Consider the following 15,980-nt stretch of genomic DNA (forward strand, 5'->3'; position numbering starts at 1 on the left):
GCCCGCGCATCGCCGCGACAGCCTCATCGTCGGGCGCGAGGAAGAACACTATGTCGTGAGCCACCACAGCATGATGGCAAAGGACAAAGAAGCACGACGCTCCGGACCACGAAGGCTCCTCCCCACGCACGCAGGGGGGTCAGCCTGGGTGGGAGCGGGCCCGCGCCGGGATCGAGTCCTCCCTGCGCCAGCAGGGACAGTCCGACGGTGTTCGCAAGCTCGACCGCGCCTCGCCGATGACGAGGACGGCACGTTCACCCGGTGACCGGTGTTCTCGCACGCCGCATCCGCCGAGCCCGTCCTCGAACAGGGCAACCACATCCCGCACCGCCGCCGAACCCGACAACCCGCCTCCCCTCGACCACCGAACCGGCCGCCGAGAACACCACCGGCTCCACCCCCCCAGCCGAGCAGACCCACGCCGCACCACCGACCGCGGACCTCCCGAAAACCCGGCCGACCACCAAACCGACCCACCGCGTCGGCCATGTCTGCCACGATGAACGCTGCTCCTTGACACCTCAACAGGCCAGCTCGAATGCGCTCCTCGAAGACTGGTCAAGAAATGGCAAAGCCCCGAGAACGCCGCAGCTCGCGAAGGGTCCTCCCCGCGCAGGCGGGGGTCAGCCGCTGCTCAACCACGGGGCGCCGGCCGGGGTCGCGTCCTCCCCGCGCAGGCGGGGGTCAGCCGCACTACCGCACGAAATCGCTGAACCGCGAACTGTCCTCCCCGCGCAGGCGGGGGTCAGCCGGAGGCCGCCGTGGGCGGGCCGCTGCGTGCAGGTGTCTCCGCAAGAACACCGACGCCGTGCACGCGCATCGACTCAGTCAGCGTGAGCGGATTGACGCCCAGGGCCGAGGCGATCTCGTCGGCCATGTCGAAGGCACGCCACTTCCACTCCTCCTCGGCATCACCGTTGCGCGCGCTCTCCTCCCAGACGGGCGGCAGACCCATCCGCTCCCGCTCCGCCCGTTCCTGCACAAGCGGTTCCCCCAGTGTGAGGAGTCCGTCGTCGACCTGGCCGGTCTCGCAGTAGCGCCGCACCACCACCCCGTGCTCTGCGATCAGCCAGGCCGAGCCGTCGTTCTGTGTACCGAAGTAGTACGCCTGCGCCCCTCCGTAGCGGGAGCTGAGGTCGACGCACAGGCGCAGGACCTTGTCACTTCTGTCGGTGTTGCACGGATCGCACCACGGGCCGATCACCAGAGTCCATCCCTCGATCTCGGGGCTCACGTACACCCGGGCCAGTCCGTCCGGATTGTCCTCGGCCTCTCCGTGGCCGTCCTCGTCGATGACAGCCTCGGCCTCGGCGAACGTCACGGGTACGGGCCGGGTGAGGCCCAGGGACGCAATGACTCCCGCTTGGTCCCCGGTCGGTACGGCGATCCAGTAGAGCCAGCATGTCGACAGCGGCCTTGGCTGGTCGTTCCTCGCGATTCTCACGACCACAGCCTGCCATTACGGGGCCCGCTTGTTCGAAGCCGGACGCTAAACGACAAGGTCAGCTTGTGCTTTAACTTCTCGACGCTCAGCAGGCAGACCTGATCAGAGCTTCAGCGGCCCGTAGGTGCCGTTCGCGAAGGTGAAGACGGTCGGTTCGCTGTCGTACTCCTCGCGGAAGTATCCGCCGTAGCCGGGTTCCTCAATATGGGGTGCCAGCAGGTCAAGGATGGTGACGAGCTCGCCCATCTCGTCGTCGAGCCAGCAGTTGCGGCTGAACAGCCCCCACGCGAAGAGCTCGCGGCCGGCCGCGAAGCCGCGGGACTGACGCCGCAGGGAAGCGAAGTCTCCCCCAGGCAGGCCGCCGTCCGGGTCGGGGGCGAGAACCGGGTATGTGTGCTCCTCCGGGTCGAGCACGGTGGGACGCTCGGCGGTCAGGCCGAGGTGCCATCGCAGGGCGTTCAGAACCGCGTCGGGGGTGTCGCCCCGGAGGAAACAGGTGAAGACGACTTCGAAGTGGAGGCTCACGGGAGCGCATTCTGCCCGGCGGGGCCGACAGACCGGGAACCGTTGCCTTGCAGTCTGGCGTGATCGCGTTCAACCACGGTCTCCGGGCGCCGGACGGTCTTGCCGACGTCGTAGCGGGTGGCCGGTCGCTGGTTCTTCGACCCGAGCGGTCTGCCGGGGCCCGGCCGTGAGGGCTTCGGCGCACGGGCCGGGCAGGGCAACACCGGGCGGAGGTTTCTGAACCCGCGGCGAACCCGGGCCGGGGTGAGCCTGTTCGGTTTCATCGGTCGCTCCCAGGGCCGACGGACGTCCTCGGCGAGCGGCCGGGCAAGGCGGAGCTGGGTGTGCGCAACGATGACCAGCCACGTCCACCGGTCCGCCGCTGCCGGAGTGCGGAGCTTCGGTCGGGTCCAGCCGAGGGTCTGCTTGATCATGCGGAACGTGTGCTCCAGGTCAAAGCGCCGCAGGAACGCCTGCCAGCGCAGATCGACGCCGGCACCTGTCAGACCGGTGGCGGAGGACCACAGCCACAGCGGCAGCGGATCCCCGCCGCCGGGCAGGCGGTCCACCTCAAGACGAAGTCCTCCCCGCGCAGGCGGGGGTCAGCCGTGATTCGTTTAGGGTGCGGCGGAATTCAGCTAGTCCTCCCCGCGCAGGCGGGGGTCAGCCGGTGGCCGCGCTGTAGCCGGCCTGCCGGACGGCGTCCTCCCCGCAGGCGCGGGGGTCAGCCGCCGTCCAAGGTCTCCGCGCGCAGGCCGGTCCAGTCCTCCCCGCAGGCGCGGGGGTCAGCCGACCACCGCCCGTCGACTGACGGACGAGCAGCGGTCCTCCCCGCAGGCGCGTGGGTCAGCCGCCACCACGCGGTCCCGGGTCTTCGACCAGGCGGTCCTCCCCGCGCCGCGGGGGTCAGCCGTTCGGCATCATCAACCTGATCATCAAGAAGCTGTCCTCCCCGCAGGCGCGGGGGTCAGCCGCCCTTCAGGTGCAGCACGTAGGCAGTGCCGCCGTCCTCCCCGCAGGCGCGGGGGTCAGCCGGCGTCCGCGGCCTGGTCATGGCGGCCGAGGACGTTCTCCCCGTAGAGGCGGGGGTCAGCCGTTCAGCTCGATGAACTCCATGGCGGACCGCTTGTCCTCCCCGCCAGCGCGGGGGTCAGCCGCCCGCCGGATCACGCCGCTGCTGCTGATGGAAGTCCTCCCCGCAGCCGCGGGGGTCAGCCGGGTGAGGGCTGCTACGCGGTGCTCTCTCCGCCGTCCTCCCCGCAGGCGCGGGGGTGATCCCCACTACAGACCGCCAGCCGGCCCTGGCACCGCCTGCTCCCCGCGTCCGCGGGGGTGATCCAGAAGTGCAGCGGGTCGCCGAGGGCGCCGTCACCTGCTCCCCGCGTCCGCGGGGGTGATCCCCCCGGCCAGCACGCGGGAACGGCACCCGCAGCCTGCTCCCCGCGTCCGCGGGGGTGATCCCGCAGCCGGCATCACCGCTGAGCCGCCCGTGCTGGGATCGGCCGGCCGATCATCACCGTCCCTCGGCCCGTCTCCGAGGACGCTTCCCCGAGCTCTGCCGCCACGCTCGAGGTGATCCCTCTGTGGGCCGCACCTCAGGCAGCAGTCCTCCCGGGGACGCGCCGGCCCTGAACCCGGTGGGCCCCGGCGAGTGGGTGGCTCCTACCGGATGAGTCCTCCCCCACGAGCGCGGGGGGTCAGCCGAGTGATAGTTCGGCCCCTCTGCGTGGTCAACAGTCCTCCCCGCGAACGCGGGGGTCAACCGTCCCTTCGTGCGGCCTCGGCGACCACTGCGGTGCCCTCCCCGCGAACGCGGGGGTCAGCCGGGCATCTCCGGCGCGATGGAGCAGGAGCAGGTGTCCTCCCCGCGCCCGCGGGGGTCAGCCGGCACGCGAGCGACGCCCGCGCGCGAGGGTTGTGTCCTCCCCGCAAGCGCGGGGGTCAGCCGGCGAGGGGGTGAGCCCGTGGCCGGTGAGCTGAGTCCTCCCCCAAGCGCGGGGGTCAGCCAGTACCGGGGCCCAGTTCGACGATCAGGGCGATGTCGCGCAGAACGGCATGGCACCATCGAGATGGTTCGTTTCGCGCCGCGATCGTCGCCGGAGTGTCTGTATGCCACCGCTTTTCGTCGATCACCGCCGGATACAGACCGCTGTGATCGGGAACAGAAACTCCGACAGGGCGATCATTCTCCCGACCGAGGCCGCAGTGCTGGCTGTTTGGCGGCGGAGGCATCCTGACTACACGTACTGGTGCGGGACGTTGCTCGGAGGCTGCGGCGAGCCGCTGACTGACCGTCTTTATCAGGAGAAGGTTTGCCATTTCGCCCACCACCCGCACCACACTTGTGCGAGGACGGCCACGGGTGAGGCCAGTGCCGATCATCTGTTCATGAAGCAGGCCCTGCACGAGTGGATGACGGGACGCGGTCTGCGCGGTGGGGTTGTCTGGTCCGAAGGACAGCCGGCAGCCGGGATCGATGTGACCCTCTCCGAAGGACGGCGTCTCCGGTTCCGGCTGGGACACGGGCCCGACAGGCCACAGGCACCGGCGGACGAGCTGGTCCGTCCTGGCCAGGACCGCACAGACTGGATCTTCGGCCAGGGCAGGACCGCACCACGGGAGCTCTTCGACGAACAGGGATACGTCTTCCGGATCCGGTTCGAGACACGAGGTGCTTCGCGCTGCCCCTACCTGGGCGTCCAACAGCCTGCCGGCGACACCACCTGGACCCCTTTCTCCGAGGCCGCGTTCGACGACGAAGGCTTGAACACTGCGGCCGTGAGGAACATCCAGGCCGCGCGCCGCAGCCCTGACACTGCGGCCCGCACACAGGCCCCATCGACCGCACGGAAGGACGAGGAAACCCCCGGCCGACGGTTGGAAGGGGACGAACTGGTCACCGCACTGCGCGAAGCCCTGGAGCTCCACGCACGATGGGGAACCCGACCCACCTGGAGCCGCCTGCAGCAGACGATCGGCGCCGACCTGTCCGACCACAGCGACGCGGAGCTCCGCACCGTCCTCGCAGGCGTGGACCACGTCTTCCACCACAACGACCCAGTTCTCTCCGCCCTCATCCGAACCGACGCCGGCGAACCGCTCCCGTACCTGCACCTGGTGGTGGAGGACCTCGGACTGGGACGTCCCTCGTCGAAAGCCCACCTGAAGCGGTGGTGCCAGCGCGAGACCGACCGTGCGTTCGCCAAGTACGGACTGCCCGCCCGCACCATGCCTCCCGCACTCTCCCTCGACGCGGCCGTCCCCGAGGTCCTTCCCCTCGACATCCCCCGCCCCGCCCGGCGACGCCCGCCGGCAGCAGGCCGAGGAGCCAACACCGGCCGACGTGTCACGGCCGAACGCGTCGCGGCGGACCGCGCCCGCCTGGAACACCTGACCGCCCAGGGCCGGACCCTGGCAAAGACGACACCCGGGAGCCCGGGGAAAGCACTCAGAGCGGAGCTTCGGCTCGCCCGCCGCTACCTCGAGAGCACCCGCAGAACGCTGCTCGACGAACGCGGCATCACCCTCCTGGGAGACACGATCGCCCGACTCGAAGCCGCCGTCACAGACGCACGAAAGCCCCTCCGGTCACAACCGGACCTCGCCGGCACCCGCAAGGACGCCCGGCCGGCAACTCCCGCAGCATCCCCGGCCCCGGGCCCGGAAGAGCCGTCCCGATCGGCCGAAGCCTCTGCCTCCCAGCCGCCCGTAGTACCGCAGACGGTAAGGCAGCTGCGACAGCGCCTGGTGGCCGTGGCACGGGAAGGCGGCACGATCGGATGGCCCCTGCTCGGCAGTGTCAGGAACACCAGCGACACCGAGCGCCGACGACGGCTGGTAGAAGCCGAACGGTGCACCGACGACACTGACGCACCACTGCTGTCCTCACTCGTGGTGGCGCCCGGCGGAGGACCGGTCCCCTACTTCCGAGGGATCCTCGAGGACCTGGGCCTCGCGGTCCCGCGCTCCGAGGAAGCCCTCCTGAAGATCTGGGCCCGGGAACAGGAACGCTGCCACGCCGCCCACGCGGTACCACCACGCGCCGTCCCCGTCAGGCTCGTACCGAGAGCCACCGATGTGTGACCACGCCGACAGACCGATCGGTACGGAGCGTCTCGGATCCATGTCGGCCGGGCGAAAGACCGGTGCCCGGCGCGACGTCGAGAGCCTCTCCCCGTACGGACGGGGGCAGCCGGGGAGGGCAGCGCCCCAGCCGGCCACCGGAGGGTGCTTCCCGCGAGCGTGGGGCAGCCGCCGAACAGACCATCCACTGAGTCCAGGCGGATGCCCTCCCTGTACAGGCGGGGCTCAGCCGGACATGCGAGTCAGGGCGTTGCTCACCAGGCTGTCCTCCCCGTGCCCGCAGGGGCGGCCGGTGACATGGCCGCCCCTGCGGGCACGGGCGTTGTTCTCCTCGCGTCTGCGGGGGTCAGCCGAGAGCTGACCCCCCTCCAGGAGCTCGACGGGTGCTCCCCGTTGGCGTAGGGGTGACCCTGTGGCTGCCCGGTACCTGTGCAAGGAGGGCGACTGTTCCTGTTGACGACCTCGAACCTCTCGTGTCCCTGCCTCTCTCGCAGGATGGGCAGGGACACGAGGAGGATCTTCTGGAAGGGCTGGACGGTCGGGTCAGAAAGGGAGTGCATCCCGGAGGATCTGAACAACTGGATCGGCTGCGAGCACGATGTGTGCGAACTTGGCGATCTGCTCGATCAGGGCGATTGCACGTGTGCGGAGCCTTGAAGCCCTGCTGGGGGTGGGCTCGTCGCTCTGGACGTCCTGTGGCTTGGCGCCTGTCGGCAGAGTCGTGTGTTCGGCTGCGGCCGCCGACGGCTGGTGGACCTGGAACATGGTCATTGTCCGTTGCACCGTGATCTCGGCCGGGCCCTGGATCGCTCCGTCAGCGGTCATTGTGCCGTCCCCGTCGATTCGGACGGTGACCGTCGTCTCCACATTGTTGACCGTGTACATTCAAGTCTCTTTCTATGAGTCTCCGCCGAGCGGAGAGGAGTTCCCGTGAAGGCAAAACCCCCACACCCAAAGGGGGGTGCAGGGGTTTCAGGGCAACAAAAAAGGCCCCTGGGCATCCCAGGGACCTGACGCATAAATACATGAAGACACACTTATCCCCTTGAGAACTCCGCGTCACGCGAAATACTCCAGGGCGCCTGACTGTTAAGCAGGCTCCAGAAGGGAGCTGCCCATTCAGTCTTGCGATGCATCATCATCTCTACTGTTTCAACATGTCCGCCACTCTAGCGTCTGTCGACCCATCAGTCCAGCAGTCAATTCTGGCTCAAAGCATGCCAAACTGACACATAAAGTACATTCCATCCACTGGATCGCCCCCAAATACCGCCCCGAAGACGGCGGACCGGCCTGCGTCGGAAAGCCACTCAGGCTGACACAGAACGCCTCTCCCTGTTACGAACGGACTGCCGACGAGAACCGCCAGCTTGACGAGGCCAAGCTCACCGCCGCACAGGTTCCGCTGTTCCTCACAGATGAGCACTCGCCCCCGAAACCTGGCCAACCGTGAACCCCCGGCACAGCCTTGCCGACATCTGCCACGATGGAGTACTGCTCCTTGACCCCTCAACAGACCTGCCCGGAGGGGCCGTTTCTTCCTCGTGCAGGCGGGGGCCAACCGGGGAGGGCAACACACCAGCCAGCCACTGGAGGGTCCTTCCCGCGCAGACGGGGGCGGCCGGGCAAACGGTTGGCAGAGGCCACGATGAAGAAGCGGTCTTCCCCGCAGGCGGGGGCCAGTCGGCGATGGGGAGCTTCTCCACGGCCGGGCGGATCACGGTGTTCTCGAGGGCTGGCGGCTCGCCGTCGTGGTGCGGCCAGGCGGCGGCGGGTCCGCCGGGGACGGAGCCGTTCCCGCACCGGGGCGCCGGTGGCGCCGTATCGGGTAGCCGGCCTTTGTTGTCGGAGGTGGGGTGAAGGATGAACGGTATGACGAGGACAGGTGCGGACTACGCGTGGTTCGAGAACGACTTTCCGGACATCGCCGATGCGTACTGCTTCACCCTGGTCCGCGGCCTGTCACCTACCGAGTTGCTGTCCCGGCTCGACGGCCGGCCGGAGGCTCCTCTGCACGGCATAGCCGCGGTCGTCGACGCCGCGTTCGCGCACGACGAACCGGAGCGGGGCGAGCGCCAGCTGGTCGCCACGACCACGGTCGGAGTCTGGACGCTGCTGATCGAGCCCAACGGCTACCTCGGTGTTACCGAGGACCGAGCCGTCCCGGCTTCCGCCGGGGCCTGCTGGGTCTCCCACTTCGTCAACGTCAACGGCCTCGGCACGTTCCTCTGGGCGGAGGACCAGGTCCTGCGACTGTGCTTCGACCCCATGTACCCGGACGAACGCTGGGGCACCACGCCCGACGAACTCCTGGATGTCATGAAGCAGACCGGCTTCCACTTCGAGGAGCAAGCTCCCGAAACCGACCTGTCCTCACCAGCGGCATTCGCACTCGCGGAGCACCTCACCGGGATCGCCGTCACCCCGACACTGCTCCAGGACACCCTGTTCACCTGCGCCACCGTCCGGTCTCGGTGACCTCCTTCGGCCGGAAGGCGACCGGACAGTCGTCCCGGCTGTCCTGGGACAAGGCGGGCCCGAGCGTGAGCGCTGTCCACAGAGGAAACTTCCTCGCAGACGCGGGGGCCAGCCGGAGACTTGGATTTTCTTCGATGAGACGCACCTGTCCTCCCCGCGCCCGCGGGGGTCAGCCGTCCTGGCCAGGGCTGCCCGGGTTCCCCGCCGGGTTCTCCCCGCGCGGGCGGGGGTCAGCCGGCGAACCCCATGTCGTGGACGTTGGTGGCCGGGTTCTTCCCGCGCGGGCGAGGGTCACCCGCAGTCGTTGGTCCGCCGACAGTGCGAACCCGGGTCCTCCCTGCGGGCGCGGAGGTCAGCCGTACAGCCTGTACGACGACGCCGCGAGCGACGGGTCTTGCCCACGCAAGCGGGGGTCAGCCGATGTAGCCCGCGGCCTTGGCCTCGCGGAGCACGTCATCCCCGCGAGCGCGGGGGTCAGCCAGTCGAGTCGAACCACGCCGCCGGCCACCGGATGTCCTCCCCGCACCCGCGGGGGTCAGCCGGCGCTGATCGAGTACCTGACGAAGGTCCAGGAGTCCTCCCCGCACCCGCGGGGTACGCGACCGTACGGCCCGCCCCAGCGGTCCTCCCCGCAGGCGCGGGGGTCAACCGGAGTTCGCCCAGGCCGGCCAGATGCAGTGCGTGTCCTCCCCGCAGGCGCGGGGGCAGCCTGCCCCCGCCGGCGAAGTACCAGTCCAGGTCCTGTCCTCGCCATAGGCGCGGGGGTCAGCCGGGACGCTGGTGGCCTCGTTGTTCACCTGCCAGGCCCCCCCGCGCGCTGGCGCGGGGGTCAGCCGTTGTCCATGAGGTCCACCTTGTCAGCCTGGTGCGACACTCAACCGGGCGGGTGGGATGTCGGCCTCGGGCGCCGGTCCTTGCCACCGCGGTGCGAGGCCGCGTTACGCGGCGCCGAACCAGGTCTGCCGCTCCTGTGAGGCTGCGGAGACCAGCAGCCTGCTCAATGGCTCGGCGCCGGTCAGCGCGTCGTGGACGACCCCGGTCATGCCGTGGTCGTAGCGCGACCAGGCTTCCGAACTGCGACGGCCGCGCTCCCACACATAGACCGGCCACGCGTCGGCGTCAGAAGCGTTCATATGCCAGAAACAGACGTCCCCGTTCGGATTCCGGGCCCAGGCCAGCAGGCCGTCCGGCTCCGGGTGGAACGAGAACGGGAAATTGTCCGGCCACACCTCGCGCATCTCCCGCATGGCCCGCCCGACCTCGTGCTCGGTGTACCCGGTCATGGCCTCGAACCCATTCGTGGCACCGAACCAGGAGCCGCTCATGAGCGGTGTGAGGATGCCCAACTCGTTCCCGACGCTCCCCGCCCCGTACCGGTCCACGAATGCACGGTAGTCGGACGGAAACCGGAAGCCAGCGTGCACCGGGGCTGCACCCCAGTCCACACGGGGCACCCGCTCAGGCGGCGGCATCAGCCGCTGGATCCTGTCCAGGTAGTCGCCCACCGCCTGCACTCCCCTTCGCACCTCACACGTGCCGGTGACCTTAGCCGCCTCCTCGGCGTGCCCGCCATCCCCCTCATGCCCGCCTCACCCGTAGTCGCTGCAGCACGGGCGGCACGGAACGGGAAACGATCACCGCACCGATGGGAAGCGATCTCCAGCCCCGCCGCGAAGCCACCGGTCAGCACCTCTCGTGAACACCCCTCCCCAGGAACCGCCATCAGTGGTCAGTGGTCGGCCGTGTTGTCCGCGGACAACACGGAGGCTCCTCCTGCGGAACGCCCGACCGACGAGTCCCCCGCGGTGGAAGCCCACTACGGTGTCGTCACCGTCTGCCACGATGGACGCTGCTCCTTGACACCTCAACAGGCCAGCTCGAATGTGCTCCTCGAAGACTGGTCAAGAAACTGCAAAGTACCGAGAACGCCGCAGGTCGCGAAGGGTCCTCCCCGCAGGCGCGGGGGTCAGCCGTCGCCGAGGCCGGGGACGGTGAGCAGGGAGACGTCCTCCCCGCAGGCCCGGGGGTCAGCCGACGACGTTGTCGGGCTGGCTGGCCTCGGTGATGTCCTCCCCGCCCCGCGGGGGTCAGCCGCAGATGGAGAAGGCGGGCACGGAGGCCGGTAAGTCCTCCCCGCACCCGCGGGGGTCAGCCGTCGGACCAGGTGAAGTCCGGGTAGCCGTGGCTGTCCTCCCTGCACCTGCGGGGGTCAGCCGCAGGCAGATCCACCAGCCGGGCGGGAACGGGGGTCCTCCCCGCACCCGCGGGGGTCAGCCGTCCACCAGCACCAGGTCGCCGCGAGGGAGGTGTCCTCCCCGCAGGCGCGGGGGGTCAGCCGCTATTCGTCGTCCTCGTCGGCCGGGTGGACGAGTCCTTCCCGCAGGCGCGGGGGTCAGCCGGCGGGGAGGGCAACTCCCGCCGCGAGCCCCGGGTTCTCCCCACAGGCGTGGGGGTCAGCCGTTGCCGCCGGCGCCCGGACGGTGCGCAGCTTCGTCCTCCCCGTGTGGGCGGGGGTCAGCCGACGATCGGGTACGCGGTCGAGAAGCTGCCGTCGTCCTCCCCGCGCAGGCGGGGGTCAGTCGCCCCGGACGGGGACATCCGCGTCGTCCTCAACGTCCTCCCCGCGCGGGCGGGGGTCAGCCGTGGTCGAGGTTGGCCCGGATGCCGGGCACCGCGTCCTCCCCGCACTCGCGGGGGTCAGCCGACGGACGCCGCAGCCGTGGCCGCCCTGAACTCGTCCTCCCCGCGAGCGCGGGGGTCAGCCGCTCTACGGAGCAATGACCGACGGCATCGGCACGTCCTCCCCGCAGGCGTGGGGGTCAGCCGCGGGAGTCCGGCTGCAACCGCCGGCCCTTGTCGTCCTCCCCGCAGGCGCGGGGGGCAGCCGGTGGCCGCGGCGGCGGCGCCGCCGTAGACCAGGTCCTCCCCGCAGGCGCGGGGGTCAGCCGACGATGTCGCGAGTCGTCGGGGCGGGCTCGGCGTCCTCCCCGCAAGCACGGGGGTCGGCCGGACGGCCAGTTGTCGTCGGAGCCGGCGGTGACGTCCTCCCCGCGTCCGCCGGGGTCGGCCGTTCGTCACCTCTCCCTGCGGAGGCGGGGGTGATCTTGACTGTCCGACGGTCGGGGTTGTGGCAGCTCTGCTTTCCCTGCGCTCCGTGGTCGATGGCTGGCCGTGTTGTCCGCGGACAACACGGGGTTCCTCCTGCGGAAGCGCTTGGTCGGCGAGTCCCTCGCGGTGGAATCGCGCCACGGGTGTCGTCGCCGTCTGCCACGATGGACAGCGCTCCTTGACACCTCCACAGACCGGCCCGGACCGTAACGATCGACATGCCGGTCACCCCGCGAGCGCGAGGACAGGCAGAGGCTCGGTTGGCTTGCACGAGGTGGGCTGTGTTCTCGGGATACTTGTGGGAGTGCCCGAAATGCCCGGATCTCTGGAAGCTGCAGAATTCCGTGTTCTCGTCGGACAGACCCGCAGGTCACGAACCTGCTCCCCGCGTCCGCGGGGATGATCCCTTCTCGCGAAGCTCAGAAACGGTCTTGTAGAGCTGCTCCCCGCGTCCGCAGGGATGATCCCCCGTACCCGCGCGCACCTACCTGTCGGTGCCCGCTGCTCCCCGCGTCCGCGGGGATGATCCCCGCCACACCAGCACCTCGGCGGCACTGTCCGCCTGCTCCCCGCATCCGCGGGGATGAGTCCTCCCCGCGGATGCGGGGGTCAACCGCGGCTGCCGCCGCGCTGGATGGTCCGTACTGCGTCCTCCCCGCGCCCGCGGGGGTCAACCGTGGTCGACGAAGCGCGGCTAGAGGCGATCCACGTCCTCCCCGCGCCCGTGGGGGAGCAGCCGGACGACCCCGACCCCGTCACGCAGAGTCTCGTGTCCTCCCCGCGCCCGTGGGGGAGCAGCCGGACGACCCCGACCCCGTCACGCAGAGTCTCGTGTCCTCCCCGCGCCCGCGGGGGTCAGCCGTGGAGGGGGATGGCGAGGCCGACGGCCAGGCCGTCCTCCCCGCGCCTGCGGGGGTCAGCCGCGTTCGTCGGCCAGGGCGAGCGCCGTCTCCCGGTCCTCCCCGCGCCCGCGGGGGTCAGCCGAATTCCGTCCGCCGCAGGTCAGAGCCCTGCGGGTCCTCCCCGCGCCCGCGGGGGTCAGCCGAAGGGCATCCAGCCGAGGATGAAGCGGGTGCTGTCCTCCCCGCGCCCGCAGGGGTCAGCCGCTCCCCCCGGTGCGCAAGGTCATCGCCGAGAAGTCCTCCCCGCGCAGGCGGGGGTCAGCCGAGAAACGGGCCCCTGGCCCGAGGCCGACATCGTGTCCTCCCCGCGCAGGCGGGGGTCAGCCTCCGGCCTGATTCGGCCTCGGGGTCCTGCTCTTGTCCTCCCTGCACCCGCAGGGGTCAGCCGGATCTCGCCCAGGCCGAGGCTTCTTCGGCAAGTCCTCCCTGTATCAGCGGGCGTCAGACTGCTGGGCGCGGGTGAGCCGGACGTTGTCGGCCCCGCGCAGGTGGGGGTCAGCCGTTTTGTTCCGCATTGCGCGGGGGCTGGGTGTCGTCCTCCCCGCCCAGGCGGGGGTCAGCCGGTCATCGGCGGCATCACCCTCTACGAGCCCCAGTCCTCCCCGCGCAGGCGGGGGTCAGCCGCCCGCAGCCAAACCGGCTGGGTCCACGCCGGCGTCCTCCCCGCGCCCGCGGGGGTCAGCCGGCCCAGTCCCTGGCAGGACCGAGCCCTCGATGGTCCTCCCCGCGCCCGCGGGGGTCAGCCGGAGAACGTCCCCGCCGAGGGCCGCACCGCCGTGTCTTCCCCGCAGGTGCGGGGGTCAGCCGCCCTGCGCGACCACCAGGGCCGCCCACCCGTCGTCTTCCCCGCAGGTGCGGGGGTCAGCCGGTCAAGGTGGTGCCGGACACCGCCGGGTTCGGGTCCTCCCCGCAGGCGCGGGGGTCAGCCGTTCCAGGTGATGCGGCGAACAGACCGGACCCGGTCCTCCCCGCAGGCGCGGGGGTCAGCCGACCGCCAGCTCGGCGATGTATATGCGGGCCTGGTCCTCCCCGCGCCCGCAGGGGTCGGCCGTCCTCCAGGCCGTCCCACTCGGATTCGTAGCCGTCCCTTCCGCACGGACTGTGGCCGGTGTCTGCCACGATGAGTACTGCTCCTTGATACCTCAACAGGCCAGCCCGAATGTGTTCCTTGAAGGTCGGTCAAGAAGTTGCAAAGTCGCGAGAACAGTGCAGGTCGCGAAGGGTCCTCCCCGCGCCCGCGGGGGTCAGCCGCTGGTCGCGCGGTCCGGACTCCGAACACAGCGGTCCTCCCCGCGCCTGCGGGGGTCAGCCGGCGCCCGTTCGCTTTTGCTGGCGCGGTGCCGCGTCCTCCCCGCGCCCGCGGGGGTCAGCCGGCGGGCCGCCGGATCGGCAACCTGACCCCGATGTCCTCCCCGCGCCCGCGGGGGTCAGCCGGCGTACTCGATGGCGGACCGGATCATTTTGGCGTCTTCCCCGCGCCCGCGGGGGTCAGCCGGTTCACGGGCGCGGCAACTTCGTCCGCCGACCGTCCTCCCCACGCCCGCGGGGGTCAGCCGGCCTGCGCACCCACCTCGGCATCCGCGACATCGTCCTCCCCGCGCCCGCAGGGGTCAGCCGCCGAGCTGGACATCCTGCGCGAGCGCCTCGACGTCCTCCCCGTGCCCGCGGGGGTCAGCCGGTCCGCGACTACTCCAAGTCAACGGAAACGAAGTCCTCCCCGCAGGCGCGGGGGTCAGCCGCAGCTCGTCGCGCGCTACGGCGTCACGGCAGAGTCCTCCCCGCGAGCGCGGGGGTCAGCCGAACGCGCGCCGCCTGGTCGACGAACAGACCGGGTCCTCCCCGCGCCCACGGGGGGTCAGTCGGCGGGATCGTGCTTGAGGCAGGGGCCGCTTCCACGCCGCACGGCCGACTGCCGGCCTCCCGAAAGCCCGGCCGACCACCAAACCGACCCGTCGCGTCGGCCATGTCTGTCACGATGAACGCTGCTCCTTGACACCTCAACAGGCCAGCTCGAATGTGCTCCTCGAAGGCTGGTCAAGAAATGGCAAAGCCCTGAGAACGTCGCAGGTCGCGAAGGTCCTCCCCGCAGGCGCGGGGGTCAGCCGGAGTCGAAGTCACCGAACGTGTCGGAGGTGTCGTCCTCCCCGCAGGCGCGGGGGTCAGCCGCCGCCACCACCGTACATGGGCAGTCGGATCGTGTCCTCCCCGCAGGCGCGGGGGTCAGCCGCTGAGCCTTGTAGTCCTCCAGCTGCTGTGCAGGTCCTCCCGCAGGCGCGGGGGTCAGCCGGACGTCCTGAGCCTGCTGTCACGTCAGTTCGTGTCCTCCCTGCAGGCGCGGGGGCTGCCGGCCCTGTGCCTGTCGTGCCCGATCGTCCGCGAGGTCCTCCCCGCGAGCGCGGGGGTCAGCCGCCCCCCGTCCCGCGACCGATCCCGAGTCCTCCCCGTGTGCGCGGGGGCCAGCCGGAGGAGAAGAGTCTCCGTCGGGCGAAGGTCACGCCCTCCTCGCGCCGGCGGGGGTCGGCCGTCGGTCTGTACGCCAGGCTCTGTCTCCCCTTCTTCCTGCTGTGCCCGCAGGAGCGCCGGCTCACAGAGCGAGGAGGGACACGGTGCCACCGAGGCCTGCCACGATGGACGCTGCTCCTTGACACCTCAACTGACCGGCCCGGACCGCGTCCTCCCCGCAAATAGGCGGGGGTCAGCCGTGGTCGACCACCTCAAGACCGCCTGGTCGGAGTCCTCCCCGCATAGGCGGGGGTCAGCCGCCAGCGCCTCGGCCTGGCCGTGTAGACGAAGGGTCCTCCCCGTACCTTCGGGGGTCAGCGGGCGAGTTCGTCGTACGGCGTCGAGCTGCTGCTCTCACCCCCGCGGTCGTACGTCACTCCGACCATCAGGGTCCCCGCAAGTGCGGGGTTTGCTCCCCGCAGGCGCGGGGGTCAGCCGTCCAGGACCAACGCCCGCTGGGTCACCGCGTTGTCCTCTCCACAAGCGCGGGCGTCAGCCGATCGGCAACGCCGGTTCGGAGACGCTCAGGCGGTCCTCCCATCAAGCGTGGAGGCAGCCGCAGCCGACGTCCCCCTGTTGTATAGCGGACAGCAACGAAAACGGGGTACCACGTCGCCGGTGTCTGCCACGATGGGCGCTGCTCCTTGATACCTCAACAGGCCAGCCCGAATGTGTTCCCGAAGGTTAGTCAAGAGTTTGCAGAGTCGCGAGAACGGTGCAGGTCGCGAAAGGTCCTCCCCGCGAGCGCAGCCGCACGCGGATGATCGCCGACGACGGGCGGTCGAGGTGACGTCCTCCCCGCGAGCGCAGCCGCGCGCGACTACTGGCGTACGGTCCTGATCAACGTCCTCCCCGCGAGCGCGGGGGTCAGCCGTCCACGGACTCGACCACGGCCTCGGGGACCCAGCCCCCCGGGGTCCGCGGCCGGTAGCGTCGTCGCGGGGCCGTCATCGCCGGGT

The 15,980-nt window shown here is 70.5% G+C and carries 7 protein-coding genes and 1 pseudogene; 2 read left to right on the forward strand and 6 right to left on the reverse strand.

What is annotated here, in order from left to right:
• Window positions 1-745: 745 nt before the first annotated feature.
• The 4 genes and pseudogenes from ADK60_RS20325 to ADK60_RS48460 form a co-directional block, all read right to left on the reverse strand.
• Window positions 746-1,321, reverse strand: a complete 576-nt coding sequence (locus ADK60_RS20325; protein WP_234371172.1) for a hypothetical protein — start codon at window positions 1,319-1,321, stop codon at window positions 746-748.
• Between the two features lie 225 nt (window positions 1,322-1,546).
• Window positions 1,547-1,969, reverse strand: a complete 423-nt coding sequence (locus tag ADK60_RS20330; protein WP_053647882.1) for a hypothetical protein — start codon at window positions 1,967-1,969, stop codon at window positions 1,547-1,549.
• A pseudogene (locus ADK60_RS20335) lies at window positions 1,966-2,529 on the reverse strand (NF041680 family putative transposase); the annotation flags it as partial. The pseudogene ADK60_RS20335 and the gene ADK60_RS20330, both read right to left, overlap by 4 nt.
• Window positions 2,530-3,949: 1,420 nt before the next feature.
• Window positions 3,950-4,354 carry a hypothetical protein gene (locus ADK60_RS48460; protein WP_234371173.1) on the reverse strand — a complete coding sequence of 135 codons (405 nt, stop codon included), beginning with the start codon at window positions 4,352-4,354 and terminating at the stop codon, window positions 3,950-3,952.
• On the opposite strand from ADK60_RS48460, the gene ADK60_RS20340 reads away from it, so the two are divergent.
• On the forward strand, window positions 4,337-6,031 hold the full coding sequence (locus ADK60_RS20340; protein WP_234371174.1) for a hypothetical protein: 1,695 nt from the start codon (window positions 4,337-4,339) through the stop codon (window positions 6,029-6,031). The two genes, ADK60_RS48460 and ADK60_RS20340, sit on opposite strands and share 18 nt — an antisense overlap.
• Before the next feature lie 543 nt (window positions 6,032-6,574).
• Here the strand turns inward: ADK60_RS20340 and ADK60_RS20350 are convergent.
• A complete protein-coding gene (locus ADK60_RS20350) occupies window positions 6,575-6,916 on the reverse strand; it encodes a hypothetical protein (protein ID WP_053647888.1) in 342 nt (113 codons plus the stop codon).
• A 987-nt stretch (window positions 6,917-7,903) separates the two neighbouring features.
• Between ADK60_RS20350 and ADK60_RS20355 the strand changes: the two genes are divergently transcribed.
• Window positions 7,904-8,509 (forward strand): DUF6461 domain-containing protein, encoded by a 606-nt coding sequence (locus ADK60_RS20355; protein ID WP_053647890.1) that lies wholly within the window; start codon window positions 7,904-7,906, stop codon window positions 8,507-8,509.
• Between the two features lie 938 nt (window positions 8,510-9,447).
• Here ADK60_RS20355 and ADK60_RS20360 read toward each other — a convergent pair.
• Window positions 9,448-10,014 (reverse strand): SMI1/KNR4 family protein, encoded by a 567-nt coding sequence (locus ADK60_RS20360; RefSeq protein WP_159400509.1) that lies wholly within the window; start codon window positions 10,012-10,014, stop codon window positions 9,448-9,450.
• Window positions 10,015-15,980: the final 5,966 nt, after the last annotated feature.

The sequence above is a fragment of the Streptomyces sp. XY431 genome (genome assembly GCF_001279805.1).
Taxonomy (GTDB): Bacteria; Actinomycetota; Actinomycetes; order Streptomycetales; family Streptomycetaceae; genus Kitasatospora; species Kitasatospora purpeofusca.